Annotated in this window: 17 protein-coding genes; 6 read left to right on the top strand and 11 right to left on the bottom strand. The window is 67.3% G+C overall.

Annotated features, from left to right (window positions below; translation table 11 throughout):
- The first annotated feature begins 35 nt into the window (after window positions 1-35).
- The gene (locus ACQY8M_RS29625) at window positions 36-2,615 is read left to right on the top strand and encodes a DUF2339 domain-containing protein (RefSeq protein WP_428663555.1); all 2,580 of its coding nucleotides are present in this window, start codon (window positions 36-38) and stop codon (window positions 2,613-2,615) included.
- A 3-nt stretch (window positions 2,616-2,618) separates the two neighbouring features.
- Window positions 2,619-3,896 carry a phenylacetate--CoA ligase PaaK gene (gene paaK, locus ACQY8M_RS29620; protein WP_428663552.1) on the top strand — a complete coding sequence of 426 codons (1,278 nt, stop codon included), beginning with the start codon at window positions 2,619-2,621 and terminating at the stop codon, window positions 3,894-3,896.
- Between the two features lie 76 nt (window positions 3,897-3,972).
- On the opposite strand, the gene ACQY8M_RS29615 is transcribed toward paaK, so the two are convergent.
- From ACQY8M_RS29615 to ACQY8M_RS29575, 9 genes are all read right to left on the bottom strand, one after another.
- Window positions 3,973-4,308: a hypothetical protein gene (locus tag ACQY8M_RS29615; RefSeq protein ID WP_428663549.1), complete on the bottom strand. Its 336-nt coding sequence runs from the start codon at window positions 4,306-4,308 to the stop codon at window positions 3,973-3,975.
- A gap of 9 nt (window positions 4,309-4,317) precedes the next feature.
- Window positions 4,318-4,575 (bottom strand): hypothetical protein, encoded by a 258-nt coding sequence (locus tag ACQY8M_RS29610; RefSeq protein ID WP_428663546.1) that lies wholly within the window; start codon window positions 4,573-4,575, stop codon window positions 4,318-4,320.
- A 71-nt stretch (window positions 4,576-4,646) separates the two neighbouring features.
- Window positions 4,647-6,059 (bottom strand): pyruvate kinase, encoded by a 1,413-nt coding sequence (pyk, locus tag ACQY8M_RS29605; protein WP_428663543.1) that lies wholly within the window; start codon window positions 6,057-6,059, stop codon window positions 4,647-4,649.
- A 19-nt stretch (window positions 6,060-6,078) separates the two neighbouring features.
- Complete coding sequence (ltnD, locus tag ACQY8M_RS29600) at window positions 6,079-6,993, bottom strand: L-threonate dehydrogenase (protein ID WP_428663541.1); 915 nt, start codon at window positions 6,991-6,993, stop codon at window positions 6,079-6,081.
- Complete coding sequence (otnI, locus tag ACQY8M_RS29595; RefSeq protein WP_428663538.1) at window positions 6,990-7,775, bottom strand: 2-oxo-tetronate isomerase; 786 nt, start codon at window positions 7,773-7,775, stop codon at window positions 6,990-6,992. The genes ltnD and otnI overlap by 4 nt, the downstream gene beginning before the upstream one ends.
- A gap of 8 nt (window positions 7,776-7,783) precedes the next feature.
- Window positions 7,784-8,428 (bottom strand): 3-oxo-tetronate 4-phosphate decarboxylase, encoded by a 645-nt coding sequence (otnC, locus tag ACQY8M_RS29590; protein ID WP_428663535.1) that lies wholly within the window; start codon window positions 8,426-8,428, stop codon window positions 7,784-7,786.
- The gene (otnK, locus tag ACQY8M_RS29585) at window positions 8,425-9,681 is read right to left on the bottom strand and encodes a 3-oxo-tetronate kinase (RefSeq protein ID WP_428663532.1); all 1,257 of its coding nucleotides are present in this window, start codon (window positions 9,679-9,681) and stop codon (window positions 8,425-8,427) included. The genes otnC and otnK overlap by 4 nt, the downstream gene beginning before the upstream one ends.
- An 8-nt stretch (window positions 9,682-9,689) precedes the next feature.
- Complete coding sequence (locus ACQY8M_RS29580; RefSeq protein ID WP_428663529.1) at window positions 9,690-10,109, bottom strand: GFA family protein; 420 nt, start codon at window positions 10,107-10,109, stop codon at window positions 9,690-9,692.
- Between the two features lie 109 nt (window positions 10,110-10,218).
- A complete protein-coding gene (locus tag ACQY8M_RS29575) occupies window positions 10,219-11,496 on the bottom strand; it encodes a glycerate kinase type-2 family protein (protein WP_428663526.1) in 1,278 nt (425 codons plus the stop codon).
- A 29-nt stretch (window positions 11,497-11,525) separates the two neighbouring features.
- On the opposite strand from ACQY8M_RS29575, the gene ACQY8M_RS29570 reads away from it, so the two are divergent.
- The 4 genes from ACQY8M_RS29570 to ACQY8M_RS29555 all read left to right on the top strand — a co-directional run bounded on the left by ACQY8M_RS29570 (window position 11,526) and on the right by ACQY8M_RS29555 (window position 14,020).
- Complete coding sequence (locus tag ACQY8M_RS29570; RefSeq protein WP_428663523.1) at window positions 11,526-12,293, top strand: N-formylglutamate amidohydrolase; 768 nt, start codon at window positions 11,526-11,528, stop codon at window positions 12,291-12,293.
- A 29-nt stretch (window positions 12,294-12,322) separates the two neighbouring features.
- A complete protein-coding gene (locus ACQY8M_RS29565; protein ID WP_428663521.1) occupies window positions 12,323-12,619 on the top strand; it encodes a DUF1244 domain-containing protein in 297 nt (98 codons plus the stop codon).
- Between the two features lie 133 nt (window positions 12,620-12,752).
- Window positions 12,753-13,025, top strand: coding sequence for a DUF2312 domain-containing protein (locus ACQY8M_RS29560; RefSeq protein WP_428663519.1), 273 nt, complete (start codon window positions 12,753-12,755; stop codon window positions 13,023-13,025).
- A gap of 35 nt (window positions 13,026-13,060) precedes the next feature.
- Window positions 13,061-14,020, top strand: coding sequence for a Bug family tripartite tricarboxylate transporter substrate binding protein (locus ACQY8M_RS29555; RefSeq protein WP_428663517.1), 960 nt, complete (start codon window positions 13,061-13,063; stop codon window positions 14,018-14,020).
- A 159-nt stretch (window positions 14,021-14,179) separates the two neighbouring features.
- Here the strand turns inward: ACQY8M_RS29555 and ACQY8M_RS29550 are convergent, their stop codons facing one another.
- Together ACQY8M_RS29550 and ACQY8M_RS29545 are read right to left on the bottom strand one after the other, a co-directional pair.
- Window positions 14,180-14,854, bottom strand: a complete 675-nt coding sequence (locus ACQY8M_RS29550) for a DUF429 domain-containing protein (protein ID WP_428663515.1) — start codon at window positions 14,852-14,854, stop codon at window positions 14,180-14,182.
- Window positions 14,855-14,861: 7 nt separating this feature from the next.
- Window positions 14,862-16,079 (bottom strand): NADP-dependent isocitrate dehydrogenase, encoded by a 1,218-nt coding sequence (locus tag ACQY8M_RS29545; RefSeq protein WP_428663512.1) that lies wholly within the window; start codon window positions 16,077-16,079, stop codon window positions 14,862-14,864.
- Between the last annotated feature and the right edge of the window lie 58 nt (window positions 16,080-16,137).

The following is a 16,137-nucleotide window of genomic DNA, read 5'->3' as shown; positions in this document are numbered from 1 at the left end:
CGGAGGCTTCGAGACCAGAGGCGTCGGGAGCAGGCGTGGACGAGATTCTGCTGATCCTGCTCGGGATCGCCTGGGCCATCGGCACGCCGGTCGTCGCCGTCGTCGCGCTGGTCCGCAGCGGAAACGTGCGGGCCGAGAATCTGCGTCTCGCCGGCGAGATCGCAGCCCTTCGCCGGCAAATCGAGCAGGGCGTCGCCCCGGTGCCGTCCGCGCAACTTGGTCCGGCTTCCGTGCCCGACACGCTCCCGTCCGAGCCTGTCGCGTCCGAACCGGTCGCGGCGGACCTGCCGCCGCCCTTCGAGCCCAACGAAGCGCCGCCGCCTCCCGTGCCGGTTTTCGAAGTGCCATCCGCTCCGGCAGTCGAGCCGCTCGCCGCCGGCTGGGAACACCGGCTCGGTGCCCGCGCCTTCATCTGGGTCGGCGCCATCACGCTCGCTTTGTCGGCAATCTTCCTGGTCCGCTATTCGATCGAGGAAGGCTATCTCTCGCCCGAGGTGCGGGTCATCCTAGCCGCGCTGTTCGGCTTCGCGCTGGTCAGCGGCGCCGAGAAGATGAAGTCGCGCGACGAGCGGGTGGCGCAGGCGCTGGCCGCGGCCGGCATCGCGGCGCTCTACGGTGCGCTGTTCTCGGCGGTCGCGCTTTACGGCATGATTTCCAAGGTCGCGGCCGGTGGCGGCGCGATGGCGTTGACGGCCTTCGCGATCGGCATGTCGCTGCGGCACGGCATCCTGGTCGCCGCGCTGGCCTTCGTCGGCGGCTTCGCCAGCCCCGCCATCATCGGCAGCGACACGCCCAACACACCGGTGCTGTTCGGCTATCTGTTCGCGATCGCCGCTGGCACGCTGGCAGTGATCCGCCATCGCGGATGGTGGCCGCTCGGCTGGGGTGTGCTGGGCGGCAGCGCGTTGTGGACCATCGTCTGGATGGCCGCCGACGTCGAGGGCCTGCCCTGGGTATGCCTGTTCCTCGTCGCAGTCGCCGGCCTGTTCGTCTGGACGACCTGGCGGCGCCTCGGCGAGAGCGAGAATCCGCCGGTCGATGTCGCCGCGCTGGTCTGGACGGCGCTGGCGGCGACCGGCGCCCTGCTCGGGGCGGTCATTTTCCGCGACGACGGCCAGCAGAATGCGGGCTGGCTGGCGCTCGCCCTGCATGGCATCGGCCTCTATGCGCTCGGCCGCTGGACGCCGCGCTTCCAGTACGTCGCGGGGCTGGCGCCGGCCCTGTCGCTGGCGACGCTCGGCCTGTGGTGGTTCGACAATGCGGGCGAGGGGGTCGACACTGCGCGCTTCGCCTGGCTAGCGATCGCCTACGGCGGCCTCTATGCCGCTGGCGCCTTCGCGCTGATGTGGAACGCGGCGCGGCCTGGCTTCTGGGCGGCGCTGTCCGTCTCGTCCGCCCTCGCGCATTTCCTGCTCTGCTGGTGGGTCCTACGCAACGTCGCGCCCGGCACGCCGTGGGGCCTGATCAGCATCGGACTCGCCGCGCCGTTCCTGGTCGCGGCCGAGCGGCTGGCGCATTGGCGGACGCGCATGACCGGCGCCACCGAGGCGCTGGGGTTCCTCGCGGCGGGCGTGACGTTCTTCATCGCCGCGGCGATCCCGATGGAGTTGAGCCGCGAATGGATCACCGTGGCCTATGCGATCGAACTCGCGGCCGTCGCCTACATCGCCGCATCACTCGATCTCGTGGCGATGCGCCAGCTCTGTTGGCCGCTTCTCGCCGTCGTGCTCATCCGATTCGTGCTCAATCCGGAGGTGTTGCAGTACGGCCGCGTCTTCTGGGGTTACGCGATCTCAATCGCGGCTCTAGTCGTGGCGACGAGATTCCTTGCCGACGACCGGCTGCGGCGTGCCGTCCAGGCGGGCGCCGCGCTGCTCACCTTCGTGATGGTCACGCTCGAAGTGCGTGTCCTGTTCCGGCCCGGCGACATGGATGCGCCCGACGCCGCGTTCCTCGAGCGCTCGGTCTATGTCGCCGTGTGGGGGGCCTTCGCGCTGGCCGCTCTATGGATCGCGCGGCTGCGTCACGATCCCGTCGCCCTCTGGGCATGGCGGTTGAGCGGCGGCCTTGCCGTCGCGACGGTGCTGGTCATCCAGGTGCTGATCGCGAATCCGGTTTTCGAGCGGGCCGATGTCGGCGCCCTGCCGATCGCCAATGGCCTGCTGCTCGCCTACGCGTTGCCTGCCGTGCTGGCCTTCGCCGCGCGGCGCTGGACAGATATCGAGCGCAGCCAGGTCGTCAACTTGCTCGCGGAGGTCAGCGCCGCGGTGCTGGTCTTCGTTTACGTCTCGCTCGAGGTCCGGCATCTCTTCGATCCCTTCTTCGAGCGGCGCGGCCTCGGTGCCGAGGGGCTGGAACTGTACACCTATTCGATCGTCTGGCTGCTGTTCGGCGTGGCGTTGCTGGCGCTCGGCTTCTGGCACGACGTGGCGGCGTTGCGCCATGCCGGCATGGCGCTCGTGTGCCTGGTGGTGGCCAAGGTCTTCCTGATCGACATGGCGGGGCTGAAGGGACTGCTGCGCGTGTTCTCGTTCCTCGGCCTCGGTGCGGCGCTGCTCGGCCTCGGTTATGCCTACCGGCGCTTCGGATTAAGTCCAAATCAGCAGCAGAAGTAGGCCATGTTTCCCGAGTTCGATCTGTCGCTCGACGCCTTGCGCACCCTGCAGCTCATGCGCCTCAAGGAGGCGCTGCGCCACGCCTACGATCATCAGGCGCCGTATCGTGCCAAGTGCGAGGCGGCGGGCGTGCATCCCGGCGATCTCCTCGCGCTCGACGACTTGAAGCGTTTTCCCTTCACCGCCAAGAGCGACCTGCGCGACGCCTATCCGTTCGGCATGTTCGCCATCCCGCGCGAGCAATGCGTACGGGTCCATGCTTCGAGCGGCACGACCGGCCGGCCGACGGTGGTCGGTTATTCAGCGAAGGACATCGCCACCTGGGCCGAGCTGATGGCGCGCTCGCTCTTTGCCGGCGGTGCCCGGCCGGGCGACATCATCCACAATGCCTACGGCTACGGTCTGTTCACCGGCGGGCTGGGCGCGCACTACGGCGCCGAGCAGCTCGGCTGCACGGTGGTGCCGATGTCGGGCGGCTTCGGCGAGCGGCAGGTCCAGCTGATCCGCGAGTTCGGCGCGCGGGTCGTGCTGATGACGCCGTCCTACATGCTGGCGATCGCCGACGAGTTCGAGCGCCAGGGCATCGACCCGCGCGACACCGCGATGCGCATCGGCATCTTCGGCGCCGAGCCATGGACCGAGGGCATGCGGCTGGAGATCGAGCGGCGGCTCGGGATCGACGCGGCGGACATCTATGGCCTCAGCGAAGTCATGGGTCCCGGCGTGGCCTGCGAGTTCGTCGAGACCAAGGACGGGCCGACGGTGTGGGAGGACCACTTCTATCCCGAAATAGTCGATCCCGAGACCGGTGCGCCGGTGCCTGACGGCGCGCCGGGCGAGCTGGTCTTCACCTCGCTCACCAAGGAGGCGATGCCGGTCATCCGCTATCGCACGCGCGACCTGACGCGGCTGATGCCGGGCTCGCGCACCGTGATGCGCCGCATGGCCAAGATCACCGGCCGGAGCGACGACATGCTGATCGTGCGCGGCGTGAATCTGTTCCCCAGCCAGGTCGAGGAGCAGATCCTGCGCGACCCGGCGCTGAGCGGCCATTACGTGATCGAGCTGAGCCGCAGCGGCGCGCTCGACGACCTGCTTGTGCGCGTCGAGGCGAGGCTGGAGGCCGTGCATGAAGCGCGCACGACATCGGCAGGTGCGCTCGGCGAACGTTTGAAGGGGATGTGTGGCCTTTCGGCAACAGTCGAAGTGGTCGAGCCCGGCGGCATCGAACGCTCGATGGGCAAGGCGCGCCGTGTGATCGACAAGCGCCCGAAGGGCTGACGCCCAGCTCATGCGCGCCGCCCAAGCGGTACAGGTGCCGTTAGTCCAATAGTGCGTGGGGTGTGTCCCGAGAGCGTCAGTCCCGTGGTCGAGGGTAGTGCCGACGCATCACTGCGTCGAGCCGATCGACCGGGATATTGAGGACGGCGGCGAACCTATAGCGCGCCTTGTCGCGCTGTTCCGCCGAGGGACGCTCGCCGCGCGCCGGTGGGGGAACGGTCTCGGCGGCACGGCGAAGTCGATCGGCCGTGACGCCGAGTTCGTCGGCCATCTTCTGGATCGCCTGCTCGGTCGGCGGTCCCGGCGGCGGGCCGTGATGGCCATGAGAGACGAGAGCGGCGGTGAAGGTGAGGCCGCAGGCCGTGATCACCAGCAGATCGACCCAGTTGAGGCCGAAGAGGCTTTTCCGCACGACGTTGAATTACCGGCCGGTGAGCGCCAGCCCTATTCTCGCCTTGATCATGCCCGCCCGGTCGTCGATCTGGGCGTCCTGCGCGGGAAGCTCGGAGGCAGGAATGATGCTCGACGCACCTTGAGCGCGTGCGGCGTAGCTGCCGTTGAGCGCCAGAACGCCGACGAAAACCAGGGCGGTTGCCGCCATGACGAGATAGTCGACCCAATTCAGGGCCGCCCGACGGGGACGATAGGGGGCGGCGGTCTTGGTCTGGGGGCTGGTCACGATCGCCTCATAACGCTGCTACTGAGAATATTACGGGGGAACCTCGTGCCCCATCCCCCGATCTTCTCGGCTCAAACGTAGGCGATTCTAAGGATATTCGTGGCCCCTGGTGTGCCGAATGGCACGCCGGCGGTGATGACCAGCCGCTCGCCGGATTTGGCGAGTTTCTGTTGACGGGCGACGCGAACGGCCCGGGCGACCATGTCGGCGAAGTTGTGGGCGTCCTCGGTCCGCACCGGGTGGACGCCCCAGGCCAGCGTCATGCGCCGCGCCGTATCGAGGTTGGGCGTCAGGCAGAGGATGCGCACGTCCGGCCGCTCGCGCGCGGCGCGCAGCGTGGTCGAGCCGGTGTTGGTGTAGGTGACGATCGCCGCGGCGCTGAGCGTATGGGCGCATTGGCGGGCTGCGGCGCTGATCGCGTCGGCGGTGGTCGCCTCGGGCTCGCGGCGGCTGGCATCCATCAGGCGACGGTAGAGCGGGTCGGCCTCCACGCTCTTGATGATGCGATCCATGATAGTGACTGCCTCGATCGGATAATCGCCTGACGCCGACTCGGCCGAGAGCATCACGGCGTCGGTCCCATCGTAGACCGCGGTCGCCACGTCCGAGGCTTCGGCGCGAGTCGGCGTCGGCGAATGGACCATCGATTCCAGCATCTGCGTCGCGACGATCGCCGGGCGGCCCAGCACGCGGCAGGCGGCGAGAATGCGCTTCTGCAACGGTGGCACGGCCTCGGGCGGCATCTCGACGCCGAGATCGCCGCGCGCGACCATAATGCCGTCGCTCTGCTCGATGATCTCGTCGAGATGCTCGATCGCGGCGGGCTTTTCGAGCTTGGCCATCACCGCGGCGCGGCCGGCGACCAGCTTCTTGAGCTCGGCGATGTCGTGCGCATGCTGCACGAAAGAGAGCGCCACCCAGTCGACGCCGAGCGACAGGCCGTAGTCGAGATCCTTGCGGTCCTTCGCCGTCATCGGCGACAGCGGCAGCACAAGGTTGGGCAGGTTGACGCCCTTGCGGTCGCTGATCGTGCCGGCGACCTCGACCACGGTGTCGATCGTGTCGCGGGTGTGCGAGACGACGCGCAGCCGCACCTTGCCGTCGTCGATCAGCAGCAGGCCGTCGGGCTTGGCTGCTTGGAAGATCTCGGGATGGGGCAGCGGCACGCGCCTGATGGTGCCCGGCGCGTTGTCCATGTCGAGCGTGAGAGACTGGCCCTTCTTCAGCTCGATCGGGCCCTTCGCCATGGCACCCAGCCGCAGCTTGGGGCCCTGCAGGTCCATCAGGATGGCGATCGGGTGCTTGTACTGCTTCTCCAGCGCACGCAGCAGCTCGACCCGCTGCTTGTGATCGTCCGGCGTGCCGTGGCTGAAATTCAGGCGGAAGACATCGGCGCCCGCCTCGAACAGCTCTTTCAGCCGCTCCGGGCGGGAGGTGGCCGGTCCGAGCGTGGCCACGATCTTGGTGAAGCGCTGGCGGAACATGGCGCCAGTCTAGCCCAGACTAGCGCTTGGGGGATGATACTTTGAAGTCGCCCGCCTGTTCATAGACCTTGACGACAGCAGCATCGTCGAGCTTACCCCAACCGGCACCCGCCGCGGCGAGGAACAGCTGGTGCGCGGCGGCGGCGAGAGGGAGCGGCAGCCGCAGCTCGTGGCCGGTGTTCAGCACAAGCCCGAGATCCTTGACGAAGATCTCGACCGCCGACAGCGGCGAGTAGTCGTCGTCCAGCATGTGCGGTACGCGGTTGCCGAACATCCACGAATTGCCGGCGCTGGCCGAGATCACCTCGTAGACCACGCGCGTGTCGGCGCCGGCCTTGGCCGCGAGCGCGACCGCTTCCGCGGCCGTCGCGATATGCACGCCGGCGAGGAGCTGGTTCACCGTCTTGACCAGCGAGCCGATGCCGGGCGCATCGCCGAGGCGAAACACCTTGGCCGACGTGGCGGCGAGGATGCTCTCGGCCGCCGCGAAGCTCGCCGCTGCCCCCGAAGCCATGAAGGTGAGCTCGCCCGATTCGGCACGTGCGCGGCCGCCCGACATCGGCGCATCGAGCAGCGCATGGCCGGTTCTTCCCAGCCGCTCGGCCAGCGCCCGCGAGAAAGCGGCCGGTACGGTCGCGCATTGCATGACCACGCCGTCCTTGCGCAGCGCGGATACCGCACCGTTGTCGCCGAACAGCACCGCCTCGACCTGCTTGTCGTTGACGACGGCGACGATCACGACATCGGCCGTGCCCGCGGCTTCCGCCGGGTTCGCCGCAACCGTGCCGCCCGCCTCGGCGAAGGACTTGCGCGCCGCCTCGCTCGGATCGACTCCGACCACCTTGTGGCCATGCTTCAGTAGGTTCTTCGCCATGCCGAGGCCCATCGAGCCGAGGCCGATGAAGGCGACGGCGGGAGTGTTCTTGTCGCTCATGGATGGATCCCGTACCGCTTTGCCCAGCCGAGGCCGGCGACGGTCGTCGTCCTGGGCTTGTATTCCAGGCCGACATAGCCCTCGTAGCCGAGCCGGTCGAGCACATCGAGCAGGTAGAGGTGATTGGCCTCGCCGATGTCCGGCTCGTTGCGGTCCGGGTTGCCGGCGATCTGGACATGCGCGGTGATCGGGAACAGCCGCTCGGTGCGCTTCTGGAGGTCGCCCTCGGTGACCTGCAGGTGATAGAGGTCGAGCTGCAGCTTGAGATGCGGCGCGCCCACCTCCTCGATGACCTGCTTCACCTGGCTGGTCGTATTGGTGAAGTAGCCGGGAATGTCGCGATGGTTGATCGGCTCGAGCACGATCGTGAGGTCGCTCTTTGCCGTGCGGTCGCAGACCATCTTGAGGTTCGACACGAAGGTCTTATGCATCGCTTTCGTATCGGCACCTGGCGCGATCATGCCCGACATGACGTGCAAGGTGCGGCACTCGAGAACCTTGGCGTAATCGAGCGCCTTGTCGAGCGCCGCCGCAAACTCGGCCTCGCGGCCGGGGAGGGCAGCCAGCCCGCGCTCGCCCCTGCTCCAGTCGCCCGGCGGAAGGTTGAACAGCGCCTGCGTGAGCTTGTGCTTCTTGAGCTCGGCGGCGATCTCCGCCGCCGGCGCTTCGTAGGGGAACAGGATTTCGACGGCCTTGAACCCGTTGGCGGCGGCGGCGCCGAAGCGCTGCAGGAACGGCACCTCCTGATAGATCCAGGAGAGGTTGGCGGCGAGCTTTGGCATGGCTGATCCTAGGAGGGAAACGCTTCCTCGATCTCGCGGACCTGGAAGTCGGACAAGGTGCGGGTCTTGAGGCCTTGAAGGAGCAGGTGCAGCTTGGCAGTCTCCTCGAGTTCCTCGATCGACGCCGATGCAGCCGACAGCGACGTGCCGGCGACGACCGGGCCATGGTTCGCCAGCAGCACGGCGCGATGGCCCTTGGCGTATTCGCGAATCGCGTCGGCAAGCTTGGGATCGCCCGGCTTGAAGTAGGGCACCAGCGGCAGCTTGCCGACACGCATCACGAAGTAGGGCGTGATCGGCGGCAAGGTCGTCTCGGCATTGTGGTGGCAAGACGGGTCGAGGCAGGAGATCGCCACCGCGTGGGTAGAATGGAGATGCACGATCGCACCGTCCTTCGGCCGCACGTCGTAGACCGAGCGGTGCAGCAGCGCTTCCTTGGTCGGCGGATCGCCGCCGACATGCTTGCCTTTCGCATCGAGCTTGGAGAGTTGCGCCGGATCGAGCTCGCCCAGCGAGGAGTTGGTCGGCGTCATCAGCCAGCCCTCGGCGATGCGCATGCTGATGTTGCCCGAGGTGCCGGGGCAGAGGCCGCGCGCGGCGAGCTTGGCGCCGAGCGCACACATCGCCTCGCGCGATTTGGCTTCGGTGCTCATAGCCTGTCGAATGCCTTGGTGAAGAAGTCGGGGGCGCCAAAGTTGCCGGACTTCAGCGCCAGCAGCAGCGGCTTGGCGCCGACCGACGCAGTCCACGGCACGCCGGGATCGATCTCCGGCCCGATGCGCAGCGCCGTGACATCGAGCGCGCCGACCACGGCGCCCGAGGTCTCGCCGCCCGCGACGACGAGGCGGCCGACGCCCGCTGCGACCAGGCCCTTGGCCAGCGTCGCCATCGTGGTCTCGATCGCGTGGCTCGATTTCTCGATGCCATACCTGGTTTGCAGCGCCTTGACCGCTTCCGGCTTGTCGCTGGCCGAGATCAGGACCGGCCCGTTGCCGAGCTTGCCCTTGGCCCAGGCCAGTGCCTTTTCGCCGACCGGCTCACCGCGGCAGATCGCGTCGGTATCGAGGGCGAGGTGTGCGCCCTTGAAGTTGGCGATCTGGCCGAGCGTCGCGGCCGAGCAGGAACCCGCGAGGACGGCCGCCGCGCCGCCCACCTTCGGCAGGCTGTCGGCACCCGACTTGTGCTGCATCAGCCCGCGCCGGCGATAGGCGGCAGGCAGGCCGAGTGCCACGCCCGAGCCGCCGGTGACCAGCAGGTCGTCGCCGACCGCCTCGCCGATGATGCCGAGATCGGTGTCGGCCACGGCATCGACGATCACGTGTCGCACGCCGTCGGCTGCAAGCTTGTCGAGGGCGGCACGCAGGCTGGCCGAACCCGCCTGCACCTGCTTGAGGGGCACCAGCCCGACCTTGTGCCTGGTCTGCCGCGCGAGCACGCGCACCAGGCTCGAATCGGTCATCGGATTGAGCGGATGGTGGCGCATGTGGGTGTCGGACAGCAGGAGCTCGCCGACGAACAGATGGCCGAAGAAGATGGTGCGGCCGTTCTCGGGGAAGGCCGGGCAGTAGATCGCCTGTTTGCCACCCAGCGCATCGAGCAGCGCGTCGCCGACCGGGCCTATGTTGCCCTGGTCTGTCGAGTCGAAGGTCGAGCAGTACTTGAAGAAGAACCGGACGCAGCCCGCGGACTGCAAGGCCTTCAGCGCCTCTCGCGATTGCGCGATCGCATCCTGCGCCGCGATCGAGCGCGTCTTGAGCGCGACGACCACGGCATCGACGTCGTCGGGGATCGTGCCTTGCGCCGGCACGCCGATGGTCTGGATGGTGCGCATGCCGCCCTTGACCAGCATGCCCGCGATGTCGGTCGCACCGGTGAAGTCGTCGGCGATGATTCCGAGAATGGCCATGGCGGACGTTAGGCGATCAGCGTCGCCGGCATCCAGAACTTTCGCCGCCGGCTGCGGCGGTGCTGCTCGTCTTCGCCGTCATAGACATGCAGCGGCGGCGCCGGATCGAAGCTGTCGCGGATATCGAGCGCATTGACGTTGAGGGTGGCGATCAGGCGGCCGTCGTCCTCCATGACTGCGCCGACATAGGCGCCGCACCTGCTGCACACCAGGTAATCGGTGATGCCGAGGCCGAAGCGATACTTCGACAGTGCGCCGGGCGCGGCGCGGTATTCGACCGACCCTTCGGGGTCTCCCATGGTGCGCGCCCCGTGGCGCCGGCAGAAGGTGCAGGAGCAGCGCCCGGGCCGCATCGCGGCCGGCTCTTTCGGCGTCTGGTATTTGATCTGGATGGCGCCGCAATGGCAGGAGCCGGGATAGGTGGTCATGTCATCATTCTTCCGCTGGGAGCGCGGCTCTCCAGAGCCGCTCTTCTTCGGTTTGTCACACCCCGGCTCTGGAGAGCCGCGCTCCCAGCGGAAGACAGACGTGCGTCCATCACGGCACTACGAGCGTCGCACGGAAGTCGTTGACGTTGGTGCGCGTCGGGCCGGTGACGAGACTGTCGCCCAGCATCTCGAAGAAGCCGTGCCCGTCATTGTCGTCGAGCATCGCCTGCGGGTCGCGACCCTTGACGCGGGCGCGCACGAGCGTGTCCGGTGTGAAAATCGCACCGGCGATGTCCTCCGCGCCGTCAACGCCGTCGGTGTCGGCCGACAGGCCCCAGATGCCGGCGGCGCCGTTGGCAGCGATCGCCTCGGCCAGGAGGTATTCGACATTGCGTCCGCCGCGGCCGTTGCCGCGCACCGTCACCGTCGTCTCGCCGCCGGACAGTATGACCGTCGGCTTTCGGCTGCGTTGTGCCGTCTCGATCGCCATGCTCGCGTGCTCGGCTCCCAGGGCGCGGGCCTCTCCTTCGAGATTGTCGCCCAGCATGACGACCTCCAGCCCCTTGCTCCGCGCGACGGTCGCCGCCGCTTCGAGCGAGCGCCGCGGCGTCGCGACCATCACCGTCTCGACCTGCGCGAGACGAGGATCTCCGGGCTTCGGTGTCTCCTCGATCCTGCCGGCGGCACCGGCCTCGAGGTGGGCGCGCACCGCGGGCGGCGGATCGATCCTGAACTTGACCAGTACTGCGAGCGCATCGGCGAAGGTCGTCGCGTCGGCGACCGTCGGGCCCGAGCCGATCACGCCCGGATCGTCGTTGGGGACGTCCGAGATCAGCCACGACAGCACGCGCGCCGGCTGGGCGGCGATCGCGAGCCGGCCGCCCTTGATCGCAGAGAGGTGCTTGCGGACGGTGTTCATCTCGCCGATGTGCGCGCCCGACCTCAGCAAGGCCCGATTGACCTCCTGCTTGTCGGCGAGCGTCAAACCGGGCGCGGGCAGGGCGAGCAGGGCAGACGCGCCGCCGGAGATCAGGCAGAGCAACAGGTCGTCAGCCGACAACCCTTTGACCTTTTCGAGCATGCGGCCGGCGGCGGCGCGGCCCTTCTCGTCGGGCACGGGATGGGCGGCTTCGACGATCTCGATCTGCTTGCAGGTCTCGCCGTAGCCGTAGCGCGTGACGACCAGCCCTTCGACCGGATGCTGCCAGCGATCCTCCAGCGCGCACGCCATCGCGGCACTCGCCTTGCCGGCGCCGATCACGATCGTCCTGCCTTTCGGCGGCTGGAGCCTGTCGATATAGGGGGCTAGGCAGGTAGCGGGACGAGCGGCGGACAGGGCAGCGTCGAACAGGTCGCGCAGCAAGGCGCGGGCGGCGGCATCTTTCATTTGCACCATCTTCCCACTATAGGGGCGCGATGCAATCCCTCCTCGGGCCGGGTGACCCGCCGCCTTTCACCGTCCACAACGCGACGGGCAAGGCGCCGTTGCTGCTGCTCTGTGACCATGCGAGCAAGGCCATCCCGAAGGCGCTGGGCGATCTCGGCATCACCGAGGAGGAGCTGTCGCGCCATGTCGGCTGGGACATCGGCGGCCTCGACGCCGCGATTGAGCTGTCGAATATCCTCGACGCCCCCTTGGTCTCGTCCGGCTACTCGCGCCTGGTGATCGACTGCAATCGCTGGCCGGGCGGCGAGGGCTCGACGCCCGAGATCAGCGACACCGTCGTCGTGCCGGCCAACAAGGGCCTGTCCAAGGAGCAGGTCGACGCTCGCGCCCATGCCTGCTTCTGGCCCTATCATCACGAGGTCGATCGCCAGCTCGAGCGCATGACGGCCGGCGATCGCAAGGTCTGCCTGCTGGTGGTGCACAGCTTCACGCCGGAGATGAAAGGCTTCAAACGGCCGTGGCACGTCGGCGTTCTTTGGAGGGACGATCCGCGCCTGCCCGAGCCGCTGCTCGCCGAACTGCGCAGGGACGCGTCACTGGTGGTCGGGGATAACGAGCCGTACTCGGCGCGCGATCCCTACGAATACACCCTGGGTGCACACGCTGGCCCGAGGGCGTTGCCGCATTGCTCGCTGGAGGTCCGGCAGGACCTGATGGGCACGCCCGACGACGCCCGGAAGTGGGGCCGCAAGCTCGCCGACCCGATCCGGGCCGCCGTTGCGGCAGCGCTGGCCTGAGCCTATATCCGGCGAAAGGAGATCGTCCCATGGATGACAAGACCCGCACTGAACTCGAGGCCGCTGCCTTCCGCCGCCTGGTCGAGCATCTCCAGGAACGCACGGACGTCCAGAACATCGACCTGATGAACCTGGCCGGCTTTTGCCGCAACTGCCTGTCGCGCTGGTACCGCGAGGAGGCCGGCAAGCAGGGCATCGAGATCCCCGATCCCAAGGCGCGCGAGGTCGTCTACGGCATGCCGTATGACCAGTGGAAGGCCAAGTACCAGAAGGAAGCCTCGGGCGACCAGAAGAAGGCGTTCGACGCGGCCGGCCACAAGCACTGACCTTGCCCCCGGCACAAGAGCCGCAACACCAAGCTCGCTCCCCGTTATCCCCGTCATTCTTCGCCTCTCGTCATTGAGTGGACACACCGCTCGCTCCTATGGTCCGGACCAACGCGATCAAGGAGTGTTGGACATGCCGGACGGAAGCGCTGTTTCGAAGAAGGTCAAGGCGGGTCCTATCTCGGCCGACCGGCTGAAGAGCTTCGTGGAGCGCATCGAGAAGCTCGAGGAGGAGCGCAAGGCGATCGGCGGCGACATCCGCGACGTCTACAGCGAGGCCAAGGGCGTCGGCTACGACGTCAAGACGATGCGCAAGATCATCTCGATCCGCAAGCAGGACGCTGCCGAGCGCGACGAGCAGGAACAGCTCCTCGACGTCTACAAGCACGCGCTGGGCATGGTCTGAGCGGCGCGCTAGGTTTCTCCAAGCGGAGGAAATCAATGCGCAGAACGATCTTGGCAGGGCTTTTCGCACTCGCGGCCAGCATCACCGGCGCTGCGGCGCAGACCTATCCATCCCAGCCGGTCCACATCGTCGTGCCGTTCCCGCCGGGCGGCGGCACCGACGCGCTCGCACGCGCGATCCAGGAACCGTTCCAGAAGGCGATCGGCCAGACGGTGATCATCGACAACCGCGGCGGCGGGGGCGGCAGCATCGGCCACGAGATCGTCGCGAAGGCGGCACCCGACGGCTACACCGTCGGATTCAGCAGCAACAACCAGATGCTGCTGCCCTATCTCATCGCCCGGCTGAGCTTCGATCCCGCCACCTTCGCGCCGATCGGCTTCGTGGCCAAGCAGGAGTCGGTGTTCGTCGGCAGTGCCGATGCACCCTGGAAGGATCTCGCGGCGATCACCGAGGCGGCGCGCAAGGCGCCGGGCGACGTACAGTACGGCACCGCCGGCATCAGCACGCCGATGCATCTGTCGACCGAGCGTTACGCGATCCTGAACAAGATCAAGCTGACGCACGTGCCGTTCCGCGGCACCGGCCCGTTGGTCACCGACCTGCTGGGCGGTCATGTAAAGCTCGGGATGTCGAGCCTCACTTCCGTCGCGCAACACCTCCAGAACGGCAAGCTCAAGGCTTACGGCATGGCCTCACCCGAGCGCGCGCAATCGGCGCCCGACATCCCGACATTCAAGGAGCTGGGCTTCGGCGATGTCGACGGCACCATCGTCTACACCCTGATCGCCCCGCCCGGCACGCCGCCGGCCATAGTCGCCAAGCTCAATGCGGCGCTCAACGCTTCGGTGGCGACGACCGAGATGCGGGAGGAATTGCGCAAGCGCGGCTTCGTTGCGATGGGCGGCACACCCGAGGAACTCGGCAAGTGGACGGCGGTGCAGGCGCCGATCTGGGGGCCGGTGCTGCAGGCAGCCGGCGTGAAGCCCGAGTAGCGACTACTCCTGTCCGGCTCGCGCTCGATTTGGTGGCTGCGATCGGCTTGCTGGGAGCGCGGCTCTCCAGAGCCGCTCATGGGATGTCGCATCCGAAGAAGAGCGGCTCTGGAGAGCCGCGCTCCGAGCGGACGAGGATAGTGAGAGCCGTTCATGTGGTCAGAACCATATGTTCATCGGCAGGCCGTGGCGATCCCGTTCGTCAGCAGGTCCGAGTCGGGTCGCGGTGCCGTCGGCGATCAGCGTGGCCGTGCGGCAGACGGCGATTGCATCGAGGATGTCGTCGCGGGCTGCACCCGATAGGCGCTCGACCTTCGTCCTGAAGCCGTGCCTGGCCAGCAGCTTGCGCCGTTCCGTATAGCCGTCGGGCTGGTGCTTCTTGCTTAGCACCGGCTGGCCGCCATTCATACGCGCGAAAGCGAGCTCGGGATGGGCTTCGTAAACGATGCGGTGAAGCCGGCGATTGCCGCGCATCAGCGCATCGACCTCGCGCATCTTGGGGAAGAGATGGAAGGTCTGCCGGTTGATGCCGACGCCCATCGTCCTGCTGAGCGCATTGGCCTCGGCGTGCGTCGTGCAGGCGAGGGCCGGACGGCAGGGCGTCGGGAAGACCGAGCTTGCCTTGCCCGGCAGGAGCTTGCGCGCCTCGACCTCGCAGGCGCGTGGCGGACGAGGGTGGTCGACGAAGCCGATCGGCATGTCGACAGCCAAAATGGAAAGACCCTCGCAGGCTTCCTCGAGGGTCTTCACGACTCTGATATCGAGCGTGCCGGAGGGGTCGCGCCGGCAGACGACCCAGCCGGTGCGGCAGCCGTCGGCACCTCCGACGATCAAGCGGTAGCTACCACGTGGCCATCCTGGCCTTGAGGTTGGCGTCGAGCGTGTCGAGGAAGTCCTGGGTGTTCAGGTACGGCTGCGTCGGATCGATCAGGATCGCGAGATCCTTGGTCATCTTGCCGCTCTCCACCGTCTCGACGCAGACCTTCTCGAGCGCATCGGCGAACTTCACGACGTCGGGCGTGCCGTCGAACTGGCCGCGATATTTGAGACCCTGCGTCCAGGCGAAGATCGAGGCGATCGGGTTGGTCGAGGTCGGCTTGCCCTTCTGGTGCTCGCGATAGTGGCGCGTCACCGTGCCGTGTGCGGCTTCGGCTTCGACCGTCTTGCCGTCCGGCGTCATCAGCACCGAGGTCATCAGGCCCAGCGAGCCGAAGCCCTGCGCCACCGTGTCGGATTGCACGTCGCCGTCGTAGTTCTTGCAGGCCCACACGAATTCGCCGTGCCACTTCAGCGCCGAGGCGACCATGTCGTCGATCAGGCGGTGCTCGTAGACGATGCCCTTGGCCTTGAACTTGTCGGCGAACTCCTCGTCGAACACCTTCTGGAACAGGTCCTTGAAGCGGCCGTCATAGCGCTTGAGGATGGTGTTCTTGGTCGACAGGTAGACCGGCCAGCCGCGGTTGAGGCCGTAGAGGAACGAGCTGCGGGCGAAGCCGATGATCGAGTCGTCGAGGTTGTACATCGCCATCGCGATGCCGCTACCGGGGAAGTCGTAGACGTCGTGCTCGATCACCTTGCCGTCGACGCCTTCGAACTTGATGGTGAGCTTGCCCTTGCCGGGAACGACGAAGTCGGTGGCGCGATACTGGTCGCCGAAGGCATGGCGGCCCATGACGATCGGATGGGTCCAGCCCGGCACCAGCCGCGGGACGTTCCTGCACACAATCGGCTCGCGGAAGATGGTGCCGCCGATGATGTTGCGGATCGTGCCGTTGGGCGAACGCCACATCTCCTTGAGCTTGAACTCCTTCACGCGGGCCTCGTCCGGCGTGATGGTCGCGCACTTCACGGCGACGCCGTACTGCTGCGTCGCCTTGGCTGAATCGATCGTCACCTGGTCGTTGGTCCGGTCACGATATTCGATGCCGAGATCGTAGTACTTCAGGTCGATATCGAGATACGGAAGGATCAGCTTGTCCTTGATGAACTTCCAGATGATGCGGGTCATCTCGTCGCCGTCCATCTCGACGACGGGGTTCTTGACCTTGATCTTCGGCATCTCGATTCCTCATGAACCCCAGAATTCAACGCGCGCGGGGTTTCGGCGAGCCGCCCCG

It is taken from the genome of Reyranella sp. (genome assembly GCF_965279465.1).
In the GTDB taxonomy this organism is placed as follows: Bacteria; Pseudomonadota; Alphaproteobacteria; order Reyranellales; family Reyranellaceae; genus Reyranella.
This window is presented reverse-complemented; position numbering and strand designations above follow the sequence as displayed.